This is a genomic window from Agrobacterium sp. ICMP 6402, from assembly GCF_009498615.1.
GTDB classification, from domain to species: domain Bacteria; phylum Pseudomonadota; class Alphaproteobacteria; order Rhizobiales; family Rhizobiaceae; genus Agrobacterium; species Agrobacterium burrii.
Window position 1 is genome coordinate 1 of sequence record NZ_QSNV01000003.1, and the last position, 23294, is coordinate 23294.

Consider the following 23294-nt stretch of genomic DNA (forward strand, 5'->3'; position numbering starts at 1 on the left):
TAGGAGCCGAGTGCCCGAATTGGGCTCGCTCGGATCTGTCCGGGGGGCGCTCAGAAATGGGCGTCCCTACCGGGAACAGGATATTCCTGTGACGGGGATGAAGCATCGGATACGATGTGTGCTGACGTGGAAAAAGGAAGAGAAAAACCCCTTATGGATGCAGCGGACGACGGACAGGGGCGTGGCTATTGGCGGGACGCATTGTTTTATGTGACCTTCCTTTTTTTCACGGTCGGTTTTTCGCCCTATATCTCACTTTCCTCCACCTATCTGGGCTCCGCCATGGCGGCCGGGTCCAGCCTGCTGAACCAGCTGACCGCGATCATTCTCTTTTTCAGTTTCCTGGCGTTCATGGCGAAGGAACGGTCGTTCTCCATTCTCTTCATGCCGCGCCTGCTGATGGCGGCGATTTTCGGCTGGTTTGTTTTCACCTCGCTGGTGGGCGAAGCGCTGGAAACGCTGTTCTTCCTCAGCACCGGCTTCGTCTGGTTTTTCCTCATCGTTGCCGTGATGGGCCTGCATTTGCAGGCCAATGCCAGCCTTGTCGAGGATGAGACGGGGCCGACACCGGCGCGAAGCGGCGGGGACGAGGCAATGGTGACGAAACCTCTTTCGCAGCAACCTTCGCAGGCTGTTCGTCACAGCTGATGTTGGTTGGAATATGCGCCATACGGCTCATATTTGGCAGCGCCCGCAATCCGCGGTTCCGTGATGGCTGGACTTGCGGCATTGGCCGCCGTCTTTCGGCGCTGGGCGGTGATGCGAAAGCACGGTCTTTTGCCCGAAGCGCATGAGGTGCCGGACGGCAGGGGATGCGTGCTGCAGGCACCGACTTTGTTTGGCGAGGCAGGCTGCAAAAGCTCTGTTACTGCTTTCCTATCTTATATTTTGCTGACCGCACGGACTTGAAGGAATTGTAAAGTTTTTGACTATAATCATTTTACCAGACAAGAAATGGCAGCCGGCATCCGAAAATCAGCCCCTTTCCATTTTTCTCGAAATGTGGTCCGGCGCGCCCGCTCGCTGGCGGGCCGCCCGCGTCTCACGAATGGTAACCTGTCGATATCTGAGGAACAGGCATCACCCTTCGCGGATGCAGGCATGATGCAAATTGCGGCCCGAGCCGATGATGCGTCTCGTGAAGCCTTGATGATCAAGGCGTTCGACGTGCAATGTCAGTCTTGCCGAACACCTCCGGCACGGGGAAGGAGCGGGTTTCGTTGACGTGAGGTTTCACCGTGTCCTTTCTTCAAAATACCAGCATCCGCACCAAAATCCTGTCGCTTATTCTGCCGCTCTGCGTCGTTGGCCTTGGCGCAACCGCATTCATGTCCAACCGCTACAAGGAAGCGGATACGGCCTATTCATTCTTCATCGCCAACGACAACGCCGCTCTGGTGGAACTTGCGCGCGCCAACCGAAATCTCGCCGCAGTCGCTTATGGCGCCTATCAGGTCATGGCGTATGACGCGGCCGGGCCGGATATCAAGGTCGCACGGGATTTCTACACCGAAAGCAAGCGGCTGCTGGTGATGCGCCTTAACAATGTGAAGGCGGCATTTCCGGAGGAGACGACTGCCATTGACGGGTTTCTTGCAAAGTCGCAGGAGATTACCGCAATCACGGACAAGGCGGTCGAACTAGGCCTGGCCAATCGCAACGAGGACGCGGCAGCTCAGATGCTGAGGGCCGATGCCTCCATTCGCCCGACCGCTGACAATTTGGCGGCGCTGCTGGAAAAGCTGGTCAAGGGCGTTGCGAAGGGAAGTGGCGAGCTGACGGCGGAGACCAATTCGACGATCCTGACATCACTTGCCGTGATTGGATTTGTTTTCTCCATCGGCGTCATTCTGGCGATTTTCGTGGCGTCGCGTGGTATCACCACGCCGATCGCCCGTCTGCGCGAGCGCATGGTATCGCTTGCCGGCGGCGAGACGGCGGCGGAAATCGACGGCACGGGACGCGGAGACGAAGTCGGCCAGATGGCGCAAGCCGTTCAGGTGTTCCGCGAAAATGCGATCGAGCGCATTCGCCTCGAGCAGGAGACGGAGGCCAATCGCAGCCTGTCGGAAAAAGACCGCATCGAGCGTGAGCGGCAGAAGGCAAATGAAGCGGCCGACGTCAAATTCGCCGTCGACAATCTCGCAGCCGGCCTCTCGAAACTGTCCGAAGGCGATGTTTCCTACCGTATCGGCCAGCCGTTCACGGCGACGCTGGATGGCGTTCGCAACGACTTCAACATGTCGGCTGAAAAGCTGCAGGGGGCGCTGACCAAGGTTGCACAGAATGCCGGCGGCATCGGTGCCGGCGCAAACGAGATCAAATCGGCCGCTGACGATCTGGCCAAGCGCACGGAACAGCAGGCCGCCGCCGTGGAAGAAACCGCCGCCGCCCTGGAAGAGATCACCACCACGGTGCGCGATTCCACCCGGCGAGCCCAGGAGGCCGGCCAGATCGTCAGCCGCGCCAAGGCGGGCGCCGAACAATCCGGTGAAGTGGTGCGCCGCGCCGTGGTCGCCATGGAACAGATCGCCAAATCCGCCAATGAGATCAGCAATATCATCGGTGTGATCGACGAGATCGCCTTCCAGACCAACCTTCTGGCCTTGAATGCCGGTGTGGAAGCGGCGCGTGCGGGTGAAGCGGGCAAGGGCTTTGCCGTGGTGGCGCAGGAAGTGCGCGAGCTTGCGCAGCGCTCAGCCAGTGCCGCCAAGGAAATCAAGGCGCTGATCAACACCTCGAATGATCAGGTGCAACAGGGTGTTCAGCTGGTGGGTGACACCGGCAAGGCGCTGACGACCATCGTCTCGGAAGTGCAGGAGATCAACCGGCACGTCGTCTCCATCGTGGAATCCGCACAGGAGCAGTCCTCCGGCCTCCAGCAGATCAATACGGCGGTCAACCAGATGGATCAGGACACGCAGAAAAATGCGGCGATGGTGGAAGAAACCAATGCCGCAAGCCACAACCTCGCCAAGGAGGTCGCGTCGCTCAACCAGCTGCTCTCGCAGTTCAGGCTTGCCGACGTTGCCTATCAGCAGAAGAGCCAGCCCGCGCCGGTTCGCAATGCCGGCGGCAACGACAGGCCGGTAGCATCCCCCGTGCGCGCGCTCGGCCGCAAGATCGCATCCGCCTTCGCGGGCAATGCGGCCGTGGATACGTCAAAGGACGACTGGCAGGAGTTTTAAGCGAGGGTTGACCGCGCCCCCAACGGGTTCCCACCGGAGATGATGGCTGGTCGGGCCAGACATCCGGGCCGTGACCCAAACATGCCGCGCAGGCCTGATCTCTTGCGCGGCATGGCTGAAGATACGGAGGGAGATTGTCTCGCCTTTTTCGCAGCCACTACCCTGGGCCGGCCGGGCGCAGTGTTGAAAATTACCTGCCCTGCATGGCGCGGATAAAGGCCGGGCTTGTGTTTGTAAAATCGCTGTAGGTGATTTTCTTGCTTGCTATGGCGTTGATCAATCGTGTGCAAAAGGTCAGATCGACATTGCTTTTCGGGCTGACATTCATGTTTTTCGCCACCACGGTCCTAACGCCTTGAGGGTGTTTTCTAACGCCTTCGTAACAAGTGTTCATGACATCACGCTTGGCGGCGGGACTTCCGCTGATGATTTCCTGCCCCCGATTGAACTCGGCTTCGGTCATGCATCCTGAAAGAATGAATACGGAAACGAGCATGGCAATTTTTGCTTTGGCTTTCATAAAATAAATTTCCCTATTTTCTTGTGGGATAATACATGCAGAATCATCATATATTTTGAAAAATTACAGTCTTGATATGCCGAATGTGGCTTCGGTTCACCTTCAATACTGGAAGGTATATTCCGGTTATTACAATGATATGTCCGTAACCTTGCTTGCGAACGAGATGATGCCCGAACGGCAGGGAAACCTCGCGGCTTTTCTCAATTCTCCACAGAATCGCGCGGACATCCTTGCCAAGATCGCCGAAAACTTCGCGTCACGTCGCGAATAAAGGCGAGCATTCAGCTTCACTGCGGGTCACTTTGGAACGGGCAGTTTTACGCGCGGCGAAATGTTGAACTTTGGGGAAATGGCGCACCCGACAGGATTCGAACCTGTGACCTTTGGAATCGGAATCCAACACTCTATCCAGCTGAGCTACGGGTGCAGCGGTCACGCTTGAATCGCGTGCAGCGGTTGGTTCATACCCCAGCTTTCTTTCCGCATCAATGTCTAAAAATCAGAGATTTGCGAAACATCACCTGTTTTTCCACCGGGGTGGGGTGCGATTTATTGTGGGGTGTTGATGCCTTTCTGCGGGTTGGGGAAACAATGCGTCGTTTGGCGTATTGCTTTTTTTATTGAAATCGGGTTTCCCCTATAAGTAGTATGTTATCGTCTGATGCGGCGGCTGTTTCGCCGCCACCATGGGCAGGTGGCCGGACGGGCGCAAAGCCTTTCAAACACGGCGCGGCGGGCGGCGTCATACCCTCAAAATCGGCGGGTAAATAGTGATACTTTTCCCGGCCTCCGGATGGCGGCCTGGAAGCCGGATTTGGATTTTTGCGGATTAACTGTCAAATTATTATACAATATTAGTATCACCTACATTTATTTAGGATACAGTTTTGGAACGTTGTCGGTTATGATTTCGGCAGGGTAAAGGAACGAATCAAGCGGGGGATCGGATGGCTTTGCGATTGGCACATAGCAACGGGCCGCGGGCGGAAAAGGCCGAAAGCGACGGAGTGGAACCGGTGCATCTTACGGCGATTGACTATGGATTGTTGGCGACGGCGATAGGCTATCATTTGCGGCACTCGCAACTTGCCGTGGCAAACGGGTTTTCAGATGTGCTGGCGGAACGGGGGTTGCGACCCGCCGATTTCTCAGTTCTCGTCATTGTCGGCGGCAATCCGGGCCTGAAACAGAGCGATGTGGCGGAAGCGTTGGGCATCCAGCGCGCCAATTTCGTCGCGATTGTCGACAACATGGAAGAGAAGGGTCTGCTTGTCCGCCGCCGGTCGGAAGAGGACAGGCGCGTTCATTTTCTCGACATGACCGAGGAGGGCAGCCGCCTTCTCGACAGCCTTTCCGATTCATGGCGCGACCGTGAGGAAAAGCTGATCGACAGGATCGGCGGCAAGAAAGCCCGTGACCAGCTGTTATCGCTGCTCGGACGTCTGCGAGGCTGAACGCCGCTATCGCCGATGGAGACGGCTCTGGGGCCGCGCGACCCGGAAATGCGGGTCGTGCCGGTTTTCCGGCCGGTTGGCTGTGCTTGGGGATTTGCCCTTTCACGACAGCCTGATTGGTGACGGCTCGATTTGCGTTGCAATTTTCCTGTGAAACGGCCAAGACGACCTGCATATGCCTTTGGTCACCCGATGCCGTAAGCGCGCGGTGTGCCGAAAAAGGCCGGAAACGGGAACGCCATGCTGAACATCGATACCAGCCATCCGCTTTATCGCCCTTTATGGGTCAGGTTGCTGATCGTCGGCTTCTGCGCGGCCTGGGCTGTAATCGAATTCGTCAATCGCGAGTTCTTCTGGGGAACGATCGTCGGCGGCATCGCCGCCTATGCGGCCTATGAACTTTTGGTGAAGTTCAAGCCTGTGAGTGCCGATGATGCGGCCAAGGCTGGAGCGGACAAGACCGTTTCAGAAGAACCCGCAGATAGCGCGCCCGTCGATAAAAACGACGCTGGCTGAAAGCTGCATATCCCCCGCCGTGCATTCAAGATTTAAGTTCTCAGCATCCGGATCGCTTGGTCGATCAGCAGGTTTGCCGCCGTCATGCGCAGCGTCGCATTGTGCCGGAATTCCGGTTTCACCCCGTCGGGGTGGTTGAGGCGGGCGAAAGCGCGGCGTTTTTCCGCAAGCGTTGCGGCAGTGTCGGTTTCATGGATCGCCAGTTCCACTGACACATCTGCAAGAGATGTCTTTTCGAGATGCGCCGGCATGGGTTCCGGCTCTGGCTCTGGCTGGGGTTCAGGCGGGGGCGCGGGGTCGGCCAAGAAGGCGAGATAGGCGTCGAGGCCGCCGTTTCCCGGTTGCGGTGCAGCAGAAGGCGTGCCGACGACGAAGCTGGAATTGAAACCGGCGATGCGATGGCGGGCAGGCGGCGGCGGTTCCGCGGCTTCCTCTTCTCTTTCCTGCTTCAGTCTTTCGACAACTGACTGGAAGACGGATTGTCCGAAAAGCATGCGGCTGTTTCCCCTGCGCCGACCCTCATAAATCCGGCCTGTTTACAGGATGAAGGTGGTGTCTGGCTTGCCTCGTGTCATCGCCATGTCCATCACGGGCCGGTCAGTTTTCGGCTTTCATCCAGAACCAGATCGTAGAGCAGCCGGGCGCTGGGCGGCAAAACGCGGCCCTTGGTGGTGATGATGCTGTAGGGCTTGACGACAAGTTCGAAATCCGTCGGCAGGATGCGGGTGCGGCCGATATCGGCCTGCTGGCCGGCCACGAACTCGGCCATATCCTGCGCGATCGGCGCAATCGCATTGGTGTTGCAGATCAGCGCAAGCGTCAGAAGCATGGATGGCGTGTTGATGATGTTGCGTGGCATGCCAACGCCGTGGGTGAGGAACACATCCTCCATCGTTCTGCGCAGCAGGGCGCCGGGCGGCTGGAAAACCCAGTCATAGGCGGAAAGATCGCTCAGCGTTACCGGTTCGCCGCCAAGCAGGGGATGCCCGTCGCGAACCACCAGACAGGCGCGCTCGATGCCGATTTCATGGATGGAAAACAGGCCCGGGTCGAAATCATCCGGAATACGGCCGATGATGAAGTCGTGACGCGCGGCCAGCAGCTCCCGGGCCAGCACGTTGCTGCTTTCCACCTGCACATTGATTTCGATGCCGGGATAGGTGTCCGTCGCCCGTTTGATGGCGGGAACCACAAGGCTGATGGCGGGTGCTGTGACGGCGCCGATATAAACCGAGCCGCCGCTGCCGGATTTCATCTGGTTAAGCTCGCGGCTCGCTTCGCGCAGTTCCAGCAATATGGTGCGCGCCCGACGCGCCAGCGCCTCGCCGAACTTCGTCAGCACCACACCGCGCGACGCCCGTTGACAGAGCGGGCTTTTGACGATTGCTTCCATTTCCGAAAGCATGCGTGATGCCGCCGGCTGTGTTATGTTCATGGCGGCTGCGGCGGCGCTGACCTGGCCGTGCTCCTCGATCATGACCAGCATGCGCAGATGGCTCATCTTTAATCCGGCGCGCAGAAGCGGGTTGTCTTCAAAGACGAAAAGCGCGTCTGTTGTTTGCGTCTGCTCATACACTTTCTGGTTGCTCATGCGCTGTTTCATACCCCTCAACGATTATTGTATCGATTTAATATAGCAGAATTGATATAGGTAAGCCGATATATTCTATTTGACAGTTATATGGATTCAGAACAGTTTGCGGGATGCCGGGGAGGAGCGGCATCTGTTCCGTTTCGCAGTTGCGAGATTGGGATGGGGCTTAGTGCGGCTTCTTCCTCTGACGGCATGAATTTCATGGTGCGGCGCAGCATGCGGACACCAGAGAAGGGTTCAAGGGAGAGAGTTATGAAGTCCATTATTTCGCTGATGGCGGCTTGTGCCATCGGTGCTGCTTCCTTCGCAGCGCCGGCTTTTGCGCAGGACAAGGGTTCCGTCGGCATTGCCATGCCGACCAAGTCTTCCGCTCGCTGGATCGATGACGGCAACAACATCGTCAAGCAGCTGCAGGAAGCCGGTTACAAGACCGACCTGCAATATGCCGACGACGACATTCCGAACCAGCTGTCCCAGATCGAAAACATGGTCACCAAGGGCGTCAAGGTCCTCGTGATCGCTTCGATCGACGGTACCACGCTGTCGGACGTTCTGAAGCAGGCTGGCGAGCAGGGCATCAAGGTCATCGCTTATGACCGCCTTATCCGCAACAGCGGCGACGTCAGCTACTATGCAACTTTCGACAACTTCCAGGTTGGCGTTCTGCAGGCGACTTCGATCACCGACAAGCTTGGCCTGAAGGACGGCAAGGGTCCGTTCAACATCGAGCTGTTCGGCGGTTCGCCTGACGACAACAACGCCTTCTTCTTCTATGACGGCGCGATGTCGGTTCTGAAGCCTTACATCGACAGCGGCAAGCTGGTCGTAAAGTCCGGCCAGATGGGCATGGACAAGGTCGGTACGCTGCGTTGGGATCCGGCAACGGCCCAGGCTCGCATGGACAACCTGCTGTCGGCTTATTACACCGACGCCAAGGTTGACGCCGTTCTGTCGCCTTACGACGGTCTGTCCATCGGCATCATCTCCTCGCTGAAGGGCGTTGGTTATGGTTCGAAGGACCAGCCGCTGCCGATCGTTTCCGGTCAGGACGCTGAAGTGCCGTCGGTCAAGTCGATCATTGCAGGCGAACAGTATTCCACCATCTTCAAGGACACCCGCGAACTCGCGAAGGTTACCGTCGACATGGTGAATGCCGTTCTGCAGGGCAAGGAGCCTGAGGTAAACGACACCAAGACCTATGAAAATGGCGTCAAGGTCGTTCCGTCCTACCTGCTGAAGCCGGTTGCAGTCACCAAGGAGAACTACAAGCAGGTTCTCGTTGATGGCGGTTATTACAAAGAAGACCAGCTGAAATAAGCCTGAAGACACATGCGGGGATGACTTGGCGTCATCCCCGTTTTTCCATAAAAATAAAAACGCCGAAATTAATCGGGCGCTGGATTGCGATATGGCCAATACCATTCTCGAAATGCGGAACATCACCAAGACGTTTCCGGGCGTGAAAGCGCTGGAGAACGTCAACCTCAAGGTAAAAGAGGGTGAGATCCACGCACTCGTCGGTGAGAACGGCGCGGGAAAGTCGACCTTGATGAAGGTCCTTTCCGGTGTTTATCCCGCCGGCACCTATGAGGGCGAAATTCACTATGAAGGCGCTGTGCGAAACTTTCGCGCCATCAACGACAGCGAAGATATTGGTATCATCATCATTCACCAGGAACTGGCGCTTGTGCCGCTGCTGTCGATTGCCGAAAACATCTTCCTTGGCAACGAGGTCGCCACGAACGGCGTCATCAGCTGGCAGCAGACCTTCAACCGGACCCGCGAACTTCTCAAGAAAGTGGGCCTGAAGGAATCGCCGGAGACGCTGATCACCGATATCGGTGTGGGCAAGCAGCAGCTGGTGGAAATCGCCAAGGCGCTGTCGAAGAGCGTGAAGCTTCTCATCCTTGACGAGCCGACCGCTTCGCTGAACGAAAGCGATTCCGAGGCGCTGCTGAACCTGTTGATCGAATTCCGCAAGCAGGGCATGACCTCGATCATCATCACCCACAAGCTCAACGAAGTGCGCAAGGTGGCCGACCAGATCACCGTGCTGCGCGACGGCATGACGGTGAAGACGCTCGACTGTCATCAGGAAGAAATCAGCGAGGATGTCATCATCCGCAACATGGTGGGACGCGATCTGGAAGATCGTTATCCGCCCCGCGATGTGCCGATCGGCGAGACCATTCTCGAGGTGAAGAACTGGAACGCCTATCACCAGCAGCATCGCGATCGGAAGGTTCTGCACGATATCAACGTCACCGTACGCAAGGGCGAAGTCGTCGGCATCGCCGGGCTGATGGGGGCAGGGCGCACGGAATTCGCGATGAGCGTTTTCGGCAAGTCCTATGGCCACAAGATCACCGGCGACGTGTTGCTCAACGGTAAGTCCGTGGATGTCAGCACCGTGCGCAAGGCCATCGATGCCGGTCTTGCCTATGTGACGGAAGACCGCAAACATCTCGGCCTGGTGCTCAACGACAACATCATGCACAACACCACGCTTGCCAATCTGGCCGGTGTGTCGAGTGCCAGCGTCATCGACGACATCAAGGAAATGAAGGTGGCGAGCGATTTCCGCACGCGCCTGCGCATCCGGTCTTCGGGCATCTTTCAGGAAACGGTCAATCTTTCAGGCGGCAACCAGCAGAAGGTTGTGCTGTCCAAGTGGCTGTTCTCCAATCCAGACGTGCTGATCCTCGACGAACCGACCCGCGGTATCGATGTCGGCGCGAAATACGAAATCTACACCATCATCAACCAGCTCGCTGCCGACGGCAAAGGCGTTCTGATGATATCATCGGAAATGCCCGAACTGCTCGGCAATTGCGACCGCATCTACGTCATGAACGAAGGCCGCATCGTCGCTGAATTGCCGAAGGGAGAGGCGAGCCAGGAAAGCATCATGCGCGCTATCATGCGCTCAGGGGAGAAGAACTCATGAGTTCGGCAAACACAACAAGCGAAGAAAGTAACGTCATCTCGGTCGCATCCTATATTCGCTCCAATATCCGCGAATATGGCATGTTGATCGCGCTCGTCGCCATCATGGTTTTCTTCCAGTTCTACACCGGCGGCATCCTGTTTCGCCCGGTCAACCTCACCAACCTCATCCTGCAGAACTCGTTCATCGTCATCATGGCGCTGGGCATGCTGCTGGTTATCGTCGCCGGGCATATCGACCTTTCGGTCGGCTCCATCGTCGCCTTCGTCGGCGCGATAGCGGCCATATTGACCGTGCAATGGGGCATGAATCCGTTTCTGGCGGCGCTGATTTGTCTCGTCATCGGCGGCATCATCGGTGCTGCCCAGGGTTACTGGATCGCCTATCACCGTATTCCGTCGTTCATCGTGACGCTGGCGGGCATGCTGGTGTTCCGCGGCCTGACGCTGTTCGTGCTTGGCGGCAAGAATATCGGTCCTTTCCCGACCGATTTCCAGATCATCAGCACCGGCTTCCTGCCTGATATCGGCGGCATCGAAGGTCTCAACACCACCTCGATGATCCTGACCGTACTGATTACGGTAGCGCTGTTTTATCTGGCGTGGCGCCGTCGCGTGGTGAACGTCAAGCATGGTATCGACGTGGAGCCGTTCGGTTTCTTCATCGTTCAGAATCTGCTGATCTCCGGCGCTATCCTGTTCCTCGGCTATCAGCTGTCCACCTATCGCGGTCTGCCGAACGTCTTGATCGTGATGCTGGTGCTGATTGCGCTTTACAGCTTCGTGACCCGTCGCACGACCATCGGCCGCCGTGTCTACGCCATGGGCGGCAACGAGAAGGCGACCAAGCTTTCCGGTATCAACACCGAACGTTTGAGCTTCCTCACCTTCGTCAATATGGGCGTGCTGGCCGGTCTTGCCGGCATGATCATCGCGACCCGCCTCAACTCGGCAACGCCGAAGGCCGGCGTGGGCTTCGAGCTTGATGTGATCGCGGCCTGCTTCATCGGCGGCGCTTCGGCATCCGGCGGCGTTGGCAAGATCACCGGCGCGGTCATCGGCGCGTTCATCATGGGCGTCATGAACAACGGCATGTCGATCGTTGGTCTCGGCATCGATTTCCAGCAGATGGTCAAGGGCCTCGTGCTGCTCGCCGCCGTGTTCTTCGACGTTTACAACAAGAACAAGGGCTGATCGGCCCACCCAAATCGCAAGTCAAAAAAGTGGCCGGTTTCCGGCCACTTTCATAAGATGCAGGCGCGATGCGCCACAGAAGATAAGGCGCGTTGCGCCGGAGGAAGGAAATCCCGTGCTTATTTCACAGATCAAAGATGCCAGTGGCAAAATCATCGTAGCGGTTCGCGAAGATGGCGGACAGGCGCAGGCGGTCAAGGGCGCCGTGTCGGTTTACGCGCTCGCCATGGAAGCCGCGAATGGCGGCAAGAGCCTTGCCGATGTCGTGTCCGCCCATGGTCTGGGCGATGCCGTTGATCTCGAAAAGGCCTATGCCGAAGGTCGCTTCCTGCCGCCGATCACCCATCCCGATCCCGCGCATCTGCATCTGACCGGCACGGGCCTCACCCATCTCGGCTCTGCCGCGACCCGCGACAGCATGCACAAGAAGACTTCGGAAGCCGCCGAGGAAAGCCTCACGGATTCCATGAAGATGTTCCGCATGGGTCTGGAAAACGGCAAGCCCAAGGCCGGCGAAAAGGGCGTGCAGCCCGAGTGGTTCTACAAGGGCAACGGCCATGTGGCAGCGGCACCCGGTGCAGCACTCACATCGCCGTCCTTCGCGCTCGATGGCGGCGAAGAGCCTGAGATGGCCGGTATCTATGTGATCTCCGACAAGGGTGAAGCGGTGCGTATCGGCTTTGCCGTCTCGAATGAGTTCTCCGATCACGTTACCGAGCGGGTCAACTATCTCTATCTCGCCCATTCCAAGCTGCGCCCGGCAAGCTTCGGCCCGGAAATCCGCGTCGGCGTTGCCCCCTCCGATATTCGCGGCACCTCGCGTATCCGTCGTGGCGACAAGGTCATTTTCGAAAAGCCGTTCGTTTCGGGTGAGGACAATATGTCCCACACCTTCGCGAACCTCGAATATCACCACTTCAAATACGGCCTGTTCCGCGCCCCCGGCGACGTGCATGTGCACATGTTCGGCACCGCGACGCTGTCCTTCGCCGAGGGCATCAAGCCGGAAGCGGGCGACGTGTTCGAGATCGAGGCCGCCGGTTTCGGCCTGCCCCTGCGGAACCCGCTGGCGGTGGACGCGGAAGAAGAGATTGCTATTCGGCAGATTTGATCTGCGGGTTAGAGCATTTCCAGTAAAAACGGAAATGCTCTAGACGTTAAATTGGTTGAGGGTGGGTTACCTGCATTGCTTCCCTCTCGACGTCATCCTCGGGCTTGTCCCGAGGATCTGTAACCGATTGATTTTGCACGACGTGGTTAGATCCTCGGGACAAGCCCGAGGATGACGTCGAGGGAGGAGCTGCCGTCCTTTCCTCTTCTGTTGTATGACGGGCAACTTGGGCTTTCGGTTCAGGCGAGCCCCCACAGCCTGCCTTCCCCGACCTCAACAGAATTCCCGGCAGGGTCGCGGATATAGACCGAGTAGCTGTCATTCGGCCAGCGGTGATAATGTTCGACGGCAATTCCAAGCGCCTCGAAGCGGGCTTTCCAGCCATCCACTTCCGATTTGTTCTCCGCATAAAAGCAGAAATGGCCTTGCCCAGCCGTGCCGTGGCGCGGGATTGGATTGTCTGGCGTGGCTGTGCGCGATTGCTGCGGATCAAAGATCAGCAGCATTTGCCGGCCGCACTTGAAGAAGACGAATTGACCCGGCAATTTGCGCACCATCTCCAGCCCGAAAACATCCCGGTAAAAAGCCTCGGCGGCGTCGAGATCGTCGGCGTAGATCGCGGTTTCCATAATGGCGGCTGGCGGTTGCATGGTTTCCTCCGGTACTTCATGGGCTGGCCGTGTGGTGTCAGGCGGCCTATGTTTTGGTGCTGTAGGTCAGCACGGTCAGATCGTGTTTGCCGACGCCGCGTTCCAGAACGGTCCAGCCGCAATTGATGTAATAGGTTTCGAGATGGCGCTTGCAGCAGAGATAGCTGGTCTCGTGACCGAGTTCGACGGCCCTTTGTGTCGCGGCCTGCATCAAGGCTTTTGCGACACCTGAGCGTCGGCGGCCTTCTTCCACCCAGAGGGCGGCGACCCATGGCAGATATTGCGGGCGTTCCTCCAGATCGGAATGGATGAGGAAGGCGGAGCCGACATAGGCGTCGCCGTCATGGGCGACGAAGCCGGTCGGCAGAGCATGGGGATTGGTCATGTCCTTCAGGTGTTCCTCAACGTCGCCGACCTGAAGGCCGCTATCCTGCCACCATGCCGTCCAGACGCGGTTGGCGATTGTGGAGCCATGGGACTGGCAGTCGCGATAGTCGGAAATGCTGTACAAGGACGTCTCCCGGCCGGCTTCCTTCCCTCAAGACTGAAACCGGATCATGCTTTCAAATCGATGCGGCGATTTAAACGGTCGAGGCGTGCTTTCGCAACCTGCAAGTTCTTCGGAAAGGATCAGGACTTGGTGGCCATCACATGCAGCCAGTCGGTCGGCAGCTTGTCATAACCGCTGCCGTGCCGGGATTCGATCTCGATGCCCGTCCAGCCAAATTGCCGGTAGAGATCGTCAAGCCAGGCTTTGGAAGGGTAATTGTAATAACGGCCCAACGTGTCGCGGCCTTCGGCTTCTCCGGCCTTGAAGCTGGCGTAAAAAACGCCGCCCCGCTTCAGCGCCGTGTGGATGCGGCTGATAATGGCGGGCAGGGCGGGGCGTGGCACATGCAGCAGGCAGGCATTGGCCCAGACGCCGTCATAACGCGCCTCTTCGCTGATATCTTCGAACAACAATGTCGCGACGGGAATGCCGAGCCGGGTTTCCGCCGCCTTGGCGATTTCGGGCGTTCCATCCGTGGGTTGAACATCGAAACCGGCTGCCAGCATGAATTCGCTGTCCTGCCCGCCGCCACACCCAAGTTCGAGGATGCTTGCGTCATCGGCAAGGCGCGACAGGAATTTTTCAAGATACGGGCGGTCCGCCGCCTGTCCTCTCGAGGTATAGGCGCCAGCGTTGTCGGTATAAAAACCGATGGTTTCGTCGTCCTTGCCGGCCATGGTCTCAGCTCTGCGATTGGCTCTGTGACTGCTGCACGGTGACGGAGACGTTCAGCGTTTCGCCGGCCGGGCCGATGCGCATGCCTGATATCGGCGCGCAGTCGCGGTAGCAGAGGCCGGATGCGATGCGCACATAGCGGTCGTCAGGGCAGATATTGTTGGCGGCGTCGAAACCGACCCAGCCAAGCCCTTGCAGATGCACCTCGGCCCAGGCGTGGGTGGCCGTCTGTTCCGCCACGTCCTCCATCATCAGATAACCGGAAATATAACGGGCCGGCAGGCCCATCAGCCTGGCTACGGAAATCAGGATATGGGCATGGTCCTGGCAGACACCCTTGCCAGCCTCCAAGGCCGCTTCCGCCGTGGTTTCGATGTCGGTCGAACCGGGAACGTATTCGACCTTTTCATGGATCTTCTCCATGAGGTCGTGCAGGTGGGAGAGTTCGCTGTCGCCGGTGCTCGCCTTCGCCAGTTCGCGCACCAGTTTTCCGGGCTTAGTGAGCGGGGTTTCGCGCAGGAAGAGCCATAGCGGCGCATTGCCGGTGTGGGTGCCGAACACGCCGGCCTTGTCTTCAGTATTCACGAGGCCGCTTGCCACCACCTTGACCTTGCGTTGCGGACCTTCCGTTTCCACCAGCGCGACCCGGTTGCCGAAATGGTCGTCATAGGTCACTTCGACGGTGGCGCCGTCGACCGAAACATCCCAGTTCTCCACCGTCTGGCAGGGGCCGGTCTGCGGTGTCAGCCGCAGCCGCTGCAACGCATAGGGCATCGGCTCGTCATAGACATATTCCGTCGTATGGGTGATTTTCAGACGCATAAGCTGTTCCCGTCCACGCGCTTACAGATAAAAGCGGTAGCCTTCCGTGATTTCCTGTCCCAATTGTCCATTGCGATTGACAAATCTCTCCAGAAATTCGTGCAGACCCTCATCCATGACACGGTCGATCGTCGTCTTGCGCAGGCTGTCGCGGATGCTCTCGGCCGTCTCGTGCGCCTTGTGCCTTTCGCCGTAATCCTCGGCGATGTAATTGAGGTTGCTGGCGATCTTCTCGTAACAATAGGCAAGCGAACGCGGCATGCGGCCATTGAGAATGAGGAAGTCGGCAATATTGGCCGGCTTGTATTCCGCATCATAGACCCAGCCATAAGACCGATGCGCCGAGACTGAACGCAGGATGGATTCCCATTGCGCATTGTCGAGCGAGGAGCCGACATGTGCGACGGCCGGTAGCAGCACGTAATATTTGACGTCGAGAATGCGCGCGGTGTTGTCGGCACGCTCGATGAAAGTGCCGATGCGCGAGAAATTATAGAGATCGTTGCGCAGCATCGAGCCATGAAAAGCGCCGCGCACGAGACCGGCGCGGTGTTTGATGCCGTCGATGGTTTGCGGCATGTCCGCCGCCTTTACCCGGCGAGCAAGACTGCTCTTAAGCTCGATCCAGAATTCATTGGTCGCTTCCCATGTCTCGCGCGTCAGCGCCGTGCGCACCATGCGGGCATTGTTGCGGCCCGCCTCGATGCAGGAGAGCACGCTCGAAGGGTTCGCCTTGTCCCGCAGGAGATAATCGATTGCATCCGCCGTCGTTACCTTGTCGTGCGTTTCGAGAAAGGCCTCGCGCACGCCGGCGCTCTGCAATACGCCGTCCCAGTCCTCGTCGCCGCTGCCGGAGCGCGTCAGCGAAACGCGCAGGCCCGCATCGATCAGCCGGGCGATGTTTTCAGCGCGCTCGATATACCGGAACATCCAGTAGAGCCCGTTTGCCGTTCTGCCCAGCATGGCTTAATCCTCCAGTACCCATGTATCCTTGGTGCCGCCGCCCTGGCTGGAATTGACCACCAGCGAGCCCTCCTTGAGGGCAACGCGGGTCAGTCCGCCGGGAATGATCTTCACCTTGTCCGACACCAGCACATAGGGACGCAGATCCACATGGCGCGGGGCGATGCCGTTTTTCACCATGATCGGCACGGTGGAAAGCGACAGCGTCGGCTGCGCGATGTAATTGGAGGGGCGGGCTTTCAGCTTTTCCGCAAACAGCGCCCGTTCCTTTTTCGTCGAGGTGGGGCCGACCAGCATGCCGTAGCCGCCCGAACCGTGGACTTCCTTGACGACCAGTTCGGCAAGGTTGTCGAGAACGTATTTCAGGCTGTCCGGCTCCGAACAGCGCCATGTCGGCACGTTTTCCAACAGCGGCTTGCGGCCGGTGTAGAATTCGACGATCTCGGGCATGTAGGAATAAACGGCCTTGTCGTCGGAAATGCCGGTACCGGGGGCATTGGCGATGGTGATGTTGCCAGCGCGATAGACATCCATGATGCCGGGTACGCCGAGCGCCGAATCCGGCCGGAAGGTCAGCGGATCGAGGTAGTCGTCGTCGACACGGCGATAAAGCACGTCGATGGCCTCATAACCGCGGGTGGTGCGCATCTTGACCTTGCCGTCCATGACACGCAGGTCTGACCCTTCCACCAGCTCCACGCCCATCATGTCGGCGAGGAAGGAATGTTCGTAGTAGGCGGAATTATAGATGCCCGGGGTGAGCACGGCCACACGCGGCTTGCCGGTGCAGCCGGGGGGTGCGAGCGAGGCGAGCGACTGGCGCAGCAGATAGGGATAGTCCTCGACCCGACGCACCTTGTTTTCGTGGAAGAGTTCCGGGAACATCTGCATCATCGTCTCGCGGTTTTCCAGCATGTAGCTGACACCGGAGGGTGTGCGGGCATTGTCTTCCAGAACATAGAACTGGTCTTCGCCGGTGCGGACGATATCCGTGCCGACAATGTGGGTATAAACGCCGCCGGGCGGGGTGAAGCCGATCATTTCCGGCAGGAATGCGACATTCTTTTCAATTATTTCGCGGGGAATGCGACCGGCGCGGATGATTTCCTGCTTGTGGTAGATGTCATCGAGGAAAGCATTGAGGGCGAGAACGCGCTGTTCGATGCCTTGAGCCAGTTTGCGCCACTCACGGCCGGAGATGATGCGCGGGATAATATCGAAGGGGATCAGTTTTTCTGAACTGTCGGCATGGCCATAGACTGCGAAAGTAATACCGGTTTTTCGAAAGATGTTTTCCGCGTCTTTTGATTTCTGGATCAGGTGCGACCTGTCCTGTCGGCTGTACCACTCGTTATAGTTTTCATATGGGCTTCGCGGCGTGTCGTCCGCATTTATCATTTCGTCAAATGCCAACTTCGATGTCCCCTTTTTTACCATATGAATACAAGGCTAAATGCAATGCAAGAACTATGCGGAGCTCCCGATGAAGATTTTTTGTCGCCCTAGAGTTTTAAAAAAGAAGCGTTTTTTCGGTTTCAGCCTATAAATGCGGCATCGTCAAAATGGTTGCGCGGCGCGGGAGGGTGGAAGGGCATGATGGTGCTGTGTGCGCCGTGGGCGAATGCACAAAATTTGTTCGTTCGTTTTCGGTTGATGGATCGCGGATGCCGCATCAGAAAAACTGAAAGATGCGATCACGAAAACGCCTTTGACCTTTGGCGGGGATGACGATACCGCCTTGGGAAACGGCCCGGATGCCGCCGCAGGCCTGTGCCAAGCCGGCTGCTCTTTCGCCGGTGTGTTTTGGCCGAAATATCAATTCGCTGCATGACCTTGCGCCTCCCGGCAATGTCCGAGAGGCGGGATCATACCGCACAGGGGATTTTCCCATGTCGCTTGACCGTCTGGCTCCGGCCATCTTCGTCTTTCTCTGGTCGACCGGTTGGGTCACTGCCAAATATGCCGTCTATTATACCGGGCCGTTGACCTTCCTCTGTCTGCGTTACCTGCTGGCCGGCCTGATATTATGGGCGATCTGCCGGCTATCCGCCATTTCCTGGCCGAAGCAGCGCGCCGATGTTCTGAGGGCGATCCTCTCCGGCGTGTTCCTGCACGGCATTTATCTTGGCATGATCTGGTGGGCGATCGGTCAGGGTGTGCCGGCGGCGATCGGTGGCATCATTGCCGGTTTGCAGCCGCTGATGACGGCAGTGGCCGCCCGTTTCATGATTGGCGAGAGAATCTCACCCATGCAGCGTGCCGGGTTGCTGCTCGGTTTTGCCGGCATCGCTATCGCCGTGCTACCCAAGGTGATGGCGACCGGCGCGCTTGGCATGTCCGTGCCGCTTTATGCCGTGGCGGTGAATGTGCTGGGCATGGTGTCGGTGACCTATGGCACGCTTTACCAGAAGAAATATGTCCATGGCGGAAACATCATGGCGGTGGCCACGCTGCAATATGTCGGCGCGCTGCTGGTCACCGTTCCCTTTGCGCTTTTGCTGGAAGACGGGCATGTGGACTGGAGCCTCGGGCTTGCGGCCACACTCGCCTGGTCCGTGGGCGCGATCTCCATCGGCGCCGTGGCGCTGCTTCTTTACCTCATCCGGCGCGGGCAGGTGTCGCGTGCGGCCTCGCTGATCTATCTGGTGCCGCCGCTTGCCGCCGTGGAGGCCGCCCTGCTTTTCGGGGAAACTCTGACGCCTGCCATGATTGCCGGCACGGTTCTGGCGGTGACGGGCGTTTATCTCGCCAACCGCAGGCCTGCAGCAGCGGTTGCGGCACGTTAATTACTGCAACCTCATATTAGAGATTTGTTAACCATAAAATTATACCTCTCGTTAATCACATGATTTGGCGGGGGTTACATGTCTATTTCACGTCGTGGTGTTCTGTTCGGATTGCCGCTGTTTCTGGCTGGCTGCGCGAATACCGGCATCGGCCAGCAGAGGCTCAATTACGGGGCGAAGCCGGAGGAGAAATTCCCGCTTCCCGCCATGCATCTCGACAAGGTCAAGCCTGAGCTGCGCCGGCAGGAAGTCACTTATGATACGGCGCATCCGGCCGGAACGGTGGTGGTGGATACGCCGGCACGGCGGCTCTATTACGTGATGGGCGACGGGCGGGCGATGCGTTACGGCGTCGGCGTCGGCCGGCAGGGCCTTGCGCTGAAGGGCGATGCCTATATCGGCCGCAAATCCGAATGGCCTTCCTGGACGCCGACCGCAAACATGATGCGCCGCGATCCGCGCAATCTCAAGTTCGCCGGCGGCATGCCGGGCGGCCCGAACAATCCGCTCGGCGCACGCGCGCTTTATCTCTATCGCGGCGGCGGCGATACCATGTTCCGCCTGCACGGCACCAACCAGCCGCAATCCATCGGCCACGCCATGTCGAGCGGCTGCATCCGCATGCTCAACCACGATATCATCGATCTTTACAGCCGCGTGCCTGTTGGCTCCAAGGTGGTTGTGCTGCAGGCGTGATGGAGAGGCGGAATTTTCCGCCTTTGCCGCGCGAAAAAATGCCTGTACCCTTGAGTTGATTTTTCCAGCAGACGGCCAATTTTATGCTGGAAAATCAACCATGTGTAGAATGCCTCCCTTTTTGTATTTAAGGGAGTTCTGCAATATCGGAAACGTGATTTCCGGTGTTCGAGACGTGTATCCATAAAGGAGAAAATGCACTGTATCGAGCGCGGCACCACTTCAACGGGGACACATGAACATGGCAATTTTCGACAATCTTTCTCGCTATCGGCCTTATGCTCTCGCGGCACTGCGCATCATCGCGGCGCTGCTTTTCATCGAACACGGAACGCAGAAGCTGTTCGGCTTTCCGGCATCGCAGATGCAAGGCTCACTGCCGACCCTGATGCTGGTGGCGGCGCTTCTGGAACTCGTCGGCGGCATTCTCGTGCTCATCGGCCTGTTCACGCGACCGGTCGCCTTCATCCTTTCCGGTCAGATGGCCGTCGCCTATTTCATGGCGCATGCGCCAAGCAGCCCTTTCCCGGCCCTGAACGGTGGCGATGCCGCCATCCTGTTCTGCTTCGTCTTCCTCTATCTGGTGTTTGCCGGTCCGGGTGCTTTCTCGGCAGATGAGCGCCGGGCCTGATCAATCCGGTTTCAGGACTGTATCTCGTGAAGCCCCGCATGGTTTTGCCATGCGGGGCTTCACGTTTTTTAAGAGGATGAAACTTCGGCCGTCGCCGAAGCATTGATGCTTGTTTTCGGGATAGGAAGGGTTCATCTTCTACGCAGTTGGAAAATCGCTCCGTGACCATTCAAAATCCCATTGCCCGCGAATTGTTGCTGCTCGTCCTGCTGTCCACGCTCTGGGCCGCGTCCTATACATTCATTAAGATCGGGGTGGAGACCATTCCGCCCATCACCTTCATCGCCGCGAGAACCCTGATTGCCGGTCTGCTGCTCTACGCGGTGATCCGGCTGCGTGGATTGCGATTGCCGAAGGAGTTGGCGACCTGGCGGTTGTTCTTCATTCAGGCCTGCATCAACAGCGTCCTGCCCTTCACGCTGATTGCCTGGGCGGAGCAAAGCATCGATGCCGGTCTTGCCGTCATTCTCAATGCAACGACGCCGATCTTCACCTTTCTTCTCACCGCGCTGGTCATCCGGCACGAGGCGGTGAGTGGGCGCAAGCTGTTCGGCACCATTGCCGGCATGACGGGTGTCTGTCTCATCATCGGCATGGAGGCGCTGGGCGGTGCGGGCGAGGCGATATGGAGCCAGCTTGCCGTGCTGACAGCGGCGTTTTCTTATGCCTGTGCGGCGATATTCGGCAAGAACTTTAGGGGGCTTGATCCGATCATGCCGGCTGCTGGCTCGCTGATCTGCGGTGCGGTCCTGCTATTGCCCGTCAGCCTGATCGTTGATCGGCCCTGGACATTGTCACCTTCATCCGCATCGCTGACGGCGCTCGTGTGCCTCAGCGTCTTCTCAACCGCGCTCGCCTTCATGATCTATTTCCGGCTGATGCAGACGCTCGGCTCGGTCGGCACCACCTCGCAGGCCTATCTGAGGGTCCCGGTCGGTGTCGCCATCGGCATGACATTTCTGGGGGAGGTGCCGACACCAGCCATGTGGGTGGGGCTCGTCTGCGTGATCGCCGGCGTGCTGGCCATGACCTTGCCGTCCCGGCGTCGGCCGGTTGCGCATGGCGGGTGACGGCAAAGAAAACCCCGCAGGCTGGTGGCTTGCGGGGCTTGATTGGCGAGCGGCTTCCGGTTGTTTCTTCTCCCCGAGGGGGAGAAGTCCGCGGCAGCGGGATGAGGGGGCAAGGGTGGTGAGATACGGCAACGTTGCCCCCTCATCCGACCCTTCGGGCCACCTTCTCCCCCTAGGGGAGAAGAAACGCGCGGCAATGCCGAGCGTCCTCTGCTTACGAACTATGCCTTAGCGGCTACGGCCGCGATTGCCGTTGCCATTGCCGGAGGCGCGCTTTTCCTGGCCGTTGCCGCCAGAAGGTGCGTGGCGGTTGCTGCCGCTGCCGCCGGGCTTGCGGGCCGGGCGGCGCTGCTTGCGGGGGCCGGACGGACGACCTGCGTCGCCTTCAGCGGTCTTGACGCGCTTGAAGTCGGACGTGTTTTCCAGATCGTTGTCGGCATCGCGCGGAGCGTGGTCGCGGTGACGGGAAGGACGGGGATCGCCATTGTGGCGTCCGCCTTCGCGGGGAGCACGCGGCTGGCCGCCATTATTGTTGCGGCCGCCACGGTTGTTGTTGGGGCGCGTCGGGCTGGCGAGACCGGCCGGACGTTCACCTGATGCGACCGGGATATCGATCTTCATCAGCTTTTCGATGTCGTGCAGCAGGCGGGTTTCGTCCGGTGCGCAGAAAGCGATGGCGATGCCGTCGCGACCGGCGCGGGCGGTACGGCCGATGCGGTGGACATAGGCATCCGGCACTTCCGGCAGGTCGTAATTGAAGACGTGCGTCACGGCCGGGATGTCGATGCCGCGGGCGGCAACATCGGTTGCGACCAGAACCTTGATCTCGCCGTCCTTGAAGCCCTTCAGTGCCCGCTCGCGCTGGCCCTGGCTCTTGTTGCCGTGAATGGAGGCGACCTTGAAGCCGATATGTTCGAGGTGTTTGTAAAGCTTTTCAGCGCCGTGCTTGGTGCGCAGGAACACGATCGAGCGACCGTCCGGGTTCTCGTTGAGCGACTTCTTCAAGAGGTCGGTCTTGTCGTTCTTGCCGGCGACGAAATGCACATACTGCTCGACCTTGTCGGCAGCCTTGCCCGGAGGCGTGACCTCGACCTTGATCGGGTCGGTCAGGAAGTTGCTGGCAAGTTCGGAAATCGCCTTCGGCATGGTTGCCGAGAAGAGCAGCGTCTGGCGCTTGGGCGGAACCATGCGGGAAATCTTGCGCAGGTCGTGGATGAAGCCGAGATCGAGCATCTGGTCGGCCTCGTCCAGCACCAGATAGGTGACTTTCGAGAGCGAGATGGCGTTGCGGGCGATGAGGTCCAGCAGACGGCCGGGGGTGGCGACGAGAATATCCGTGCCCTTTTCCAGCTGCAGCTGCTGCTTGTTGATCGACGCGCCGCCGACAACCTGGTTGATGCGCAGCGGCGTCTTCTTCACGAAGGAGCGCAGGTTTTCGCCGATCTGGTTCACCAGCTCGCGGGTTGGGGCGAGGATGAGGGTGCGGGTGGTGCGGTTTGCCGGACGATCGGCCTGCTTCATCAGCATTTCGATGATCGGCAGGCCGAAGGCGGCCGTCTTGCCCGTACCGGTCTGTGCGAGGCCGATGAGGTCACGGCCTTCAAGCAGCAGCGGAATGGCTTTTGCCTGAATGGGGGTAGGGGTGGTGTAGCCAAGCTGGGTAACGCTGGCCACAATCTTTTCAGAGAGGCCGAGTTCGCTAAAACTGGTCAATATATTGCCTTTCGGGGCGCCAAAACAAACTCAGCCGGAACAGGGCTGCTGTCCGGTGGTTTTGACGTCAAGAACCCCGCGTGAATTGGGAACTTGTGGGTTGGAATAACTTTCTGCGCATCAGTGCGGCAAATGCCGTCTTCTGTATTCGTTGCGCTTTTCCTTCATGCGGGCCAGATCGTTCTGGGCATACGCTGCAGCTCACGCGGCTG

At 58.6% G+C, this 23294-nt stretch carries 21 protein-coding genes, 1 tRNA gene and 1 pseudogene; 12 read left to right on the top strand and 11 right to left on the bottom strand.

The genetic code is table 11. The features are described 5' to 3' along the window. Nucleotides 1-153: 153 nt before the first annotated feature. Both DXT96_RS11185 and DXT96_RS11190 read left to right on the top strand, forming a co-directional pair. A pseudogene (locus DXT96_RS11185) lies at nt 154-450 on the top strand (O-antigen ligase family protein); the annotation flags it as partial. Between the two features lie 788 nt (nt 451-1238). Further along, nucleotides 1239-3188: a methyl-accepting chemotaxis protein gene (locus DXT96_RS11190; RefSeq protein WP_371418841.1), complete on the top strand. Its 1950-nt coding sequence runs from the start codon at nt 1239-1241 to the stop codon at nt 3186-3188. A 190-nt stretch (nt 3189-3378) separates the two neighbouring features. Here DXT96_RS11190 and DXT96_RS11195 read toward each other — a convergent pair whose 3' ends face one another. Together DXT96_RS11195 and DXT96_RS11200 are read right to left on the bottom strand one after the other, a co-directional pair. Then, nucleotides 3379-3708, bottom strand: coding sequence for a hypothetical protein (locus DXT96_RS11195; protein ID WP_153514866.1), 330 nt, complete (start codon nt 3706-3708; stop codon nt 3379-3381). Nucleotides 3709-4061: 353 nt separating this feature from the next. Further along, nucleotides 4062-4138 (bottom strand) — tRNA-Arg (locus tag DXT96_RS11200). A gap of 520 nt (nt 4139-4658) precedes the next feature. On the opposite strand from DXT96_RS11200, the gene DXT96_RS11205 reads away from it, so the two are divergent. Further along, nucleotides 4659-5165 carry a MarR family winged helix-turn-helix transcriptional regulator gene (locus DXT96_RS11205; protein WP_149899937.1) on the top strand — a complete coding sequence of 169 codons (507 nt, stop codon included), beginning with the start codon at nt 4659-4661 and terminating at the stop codon, nt 5163-5165. 240 nt (nt 5166-5405) lie between these two features. Further along, entirely contained in the window at nt 5406-5681 is a 276-nt protein-coding gene (locus DXT96_RS11210; protein WP_153514868.1) for a hypothetical protein, read from the top strand. A gap of 32 nt (nt 5682-5713) precedes the next feature. On the opposite strand, the gene DXT96_RS11215 is transcribed toward DXT96_RS11210, so the two are convergent. Both DXT96_RS11215 and DXT96_RS11220 read right to left on the bottom strand, forming a co-directional pair. Next, entirely contained in the window at nt 5714-6175 is a 462-nt protein-coding gene (locus tag DXT96_RS11215) for a hypothetical protein (protein ID WP_149899939.1), read from the bottom strand. Nucleotides 6176-6267: 92 nt separating this feature from the next. Beyond that, nucleotides 6268-7272 (bottom strand): LysR family transcriptional regulator, encoded by a 1005-nt coding sequence (locus DXT96_RS11220; RefSeq protein ID WP_153514870.1) that lies wholly within the window; start codon nt 7270-7272, stop codon nt 6268-6270. A 255-nt stretch (nt 7273-7527) separates the two neighbouring features. Between DXT96_RS11220 and chvE the strand changes: the two genes are divergently transcribed. The 4 genes from chvE (at nt 7528) to araD1 (ending at nt 12526) form a co-directional block, all read left to right on the top strand. Then, entirely contained in the window at nt 7528-8592 is a 1065-nt protein-coding gene (gene chvE, locus DXT96_RS11225) for a sugar ABC transporter substrate-binding protein ChvE (protein WP_149899941.1), read from the top strand. A gap of 91 nt (nt 8593-8683) precedes the next feature. Further along, nucleotides 8684-10222: a sugar ABC transporter ATP-binding protein GguA gene (gguA, locus tag DXT96_RS11230; RefSeq protein ID WP_153514872.1), complete on the top strand. Its 1539-nt coding sequence runs from the start codon at nt 8684-8686 to the stop codon at nt 10220-10222. Next, a complete protein-coding gene (gguB, locus tag DXT96_RS11235) occupies nt 10219-11415 on the top strand; it encodes a sugar ABC transporter permease GguB (protein ID WP_153514874.1) in 1197 nt (398 codons plus the stop codon). Before gguA ends, gguB begins: the two co-directional genes overlap by 4 nt. A 115-nt stretch (nt 11416-11530) precedes the next feature. After that, nucleotides 11531-12526 carry a 2-keto-3-deoxy-L-arabinonate dehydratase AraD1 gene (gene araD1, locus DXT96_RS11240; protein ID WP_207133757.1) on the top strand — a complete coding sequence of 332 codons (996 nt, stop codon included), beginning with the start codon at nt 11531-11533 and terminating at the stop codon, nt 12524-12526. 239 nt (nt 12527-12765) lie between these two features. On the opposite strand, the gene DXT96_RS11245 is transcribed toward araD1, so the two are convergent. The 6 genes from DXT96_RS11245 to DXT96_RS11270 form a co-directional block, all read right to left on the bottom strand. Next, entirely contained in the window at nt 12766-13176 is a 411-nt protein-coding gene (locus DXT96_RS11245; protein WP_153514875.1) for a VOC family protein, read from the bottom strand. Between the two features lie 46 nt (nt 13177-13222). Continuing rightward, nucleotides 13223-13687 (bottom strand): GNAT family N-acetyltransferase, encoded by a 465-nt coding sequence (locus tag DXT96_RS11250; protein ID WP_153514877.1) that lies wholly within the window; start codon nt 13685-13687, stop codon nt 13223-13225. A 119-nt stretch (nt 13688-13806) separates the two neighbouring features. Further along, complete coding sequence (locus DXT96_RS11255; RefSeq protein WP_153514879.1) at nt 13807-14403, bottom strand: bifunctional 2-polyprenyl-6-hydroxyphenol methylase/3-demethylubiquinol 3-O-methyltransferase UbiG; 597 nt, start codon at nt 14401-14403, stop codon at nt 13807-13809. A 4-nt stretch (nt 14404-14407) separates the two neighbouring features. Continuing rightward, nucleotides 14408-15223: a transglutaminase family protein gene (locus DXT96_RS11260; RefSeq protein WP_153514880.1), complete on the bottom strand. Its 816-nt coding sequence runs from the start codon at nt 15221-15223 to the stop codon at nt 14408-14410. A 21-nt stretch (nt 15224-15244) separates the two neighbouring features. After that, a complete protein-coding gene (locus tag DXT96_RS11265) occupies nt 15245-16186 on the bottom strand; it encodes an alpha-E domain-containing protein (protein ID WP_153514882.1) in 942 nt (313 codons plus the stop codon). 3 nt (nt 16187-16189) lie between these two features. Beyond that, nucleotides 16190-17599: a circularly permuted type 2 ATP-grasp protein gene (locus DXT96_RS11270; RefSeq protein WP_174373336.1), complete on the bottom strand. Its 1410-nt coding sequence runs from the start codon at nt 17597-17599 to the stop codon at nt 16190-16192. A gap of 476 nt (nt 17600-18075) precedes the next feature. Here DXT96_RS11270 and DXT96_RS11275 point away from each other — a divergent pair, with 476 nt between their 5' ends. The 4 genes from DXT96_RS11275 to DXT96_RS11290 all read left to right on the top strand — a co-directional run bounded on the left by DXT96_RS11275 (nt 18076) and on the right by DXT96_RS11290 (nt 21369). Then, a complete protein-coding gene (locus DXT96_RS11275; RefSeq protein ID WP_153514884.1) occupies nt 18076-18972 on the top strand; it encodes a DMT family transporter in 897 nt (298 codons plus the stop codon). Nucleotides 18973-19050: 78 nt separating this feature from the next. Further along, on the top strand, nt 19051-19668 hold the full coding sequence (locus DXT96_RS11280) for a L,D-transpeptidase (protein WP_153514885.1): 618 nt from the start codon (nt 19051-19053) through the stop codon (nt 19666-19668). Between the two features lie 241 nt (nt 19669-19909). Further along, nucleotides 19910-20299 (top strand): DoxX family protein, encoded by a 390-nt coding sequence (locus tag DXT96_RS11285; RefSeq protein ID WP_174373338.1) that lies wholly within the window; start codon nt 19910-19912, stop codon nt 20297-20299. A gap of 161 nt (nt 20300-20460) precedes the next feature. Further along, nucleotides 20461-21369 carry a DMT family transporter gene (locus tag DXT96_RS11290; RefSeq protein ID WP_371418842.1) on the top strand — a complete coding sequence of 303 codons (909 nt, stop codon included), beginning with the start codon at nt 20461-20463 and terminating at the stop codon, nt 21367-21369. A gap of 228 nt (nt 21370-21597) precedes the next feature. Here the strand turns inward: DXT96_RS11290 and DXT96_RS11295 are convergent, their stop codons facing one another. Next, nucleotides 21598-23082, bottom strand: coding sequence for a DEAD/DEAH box helicase (locus DXT96_RS11295; protein WP_153514890.1), 1485 nt, complete (start codon nt 23080-23082; stop codon nt 21598-21600). Between the last annotated feature and the right edge of the window lie 212 nt (nt 23083-23294).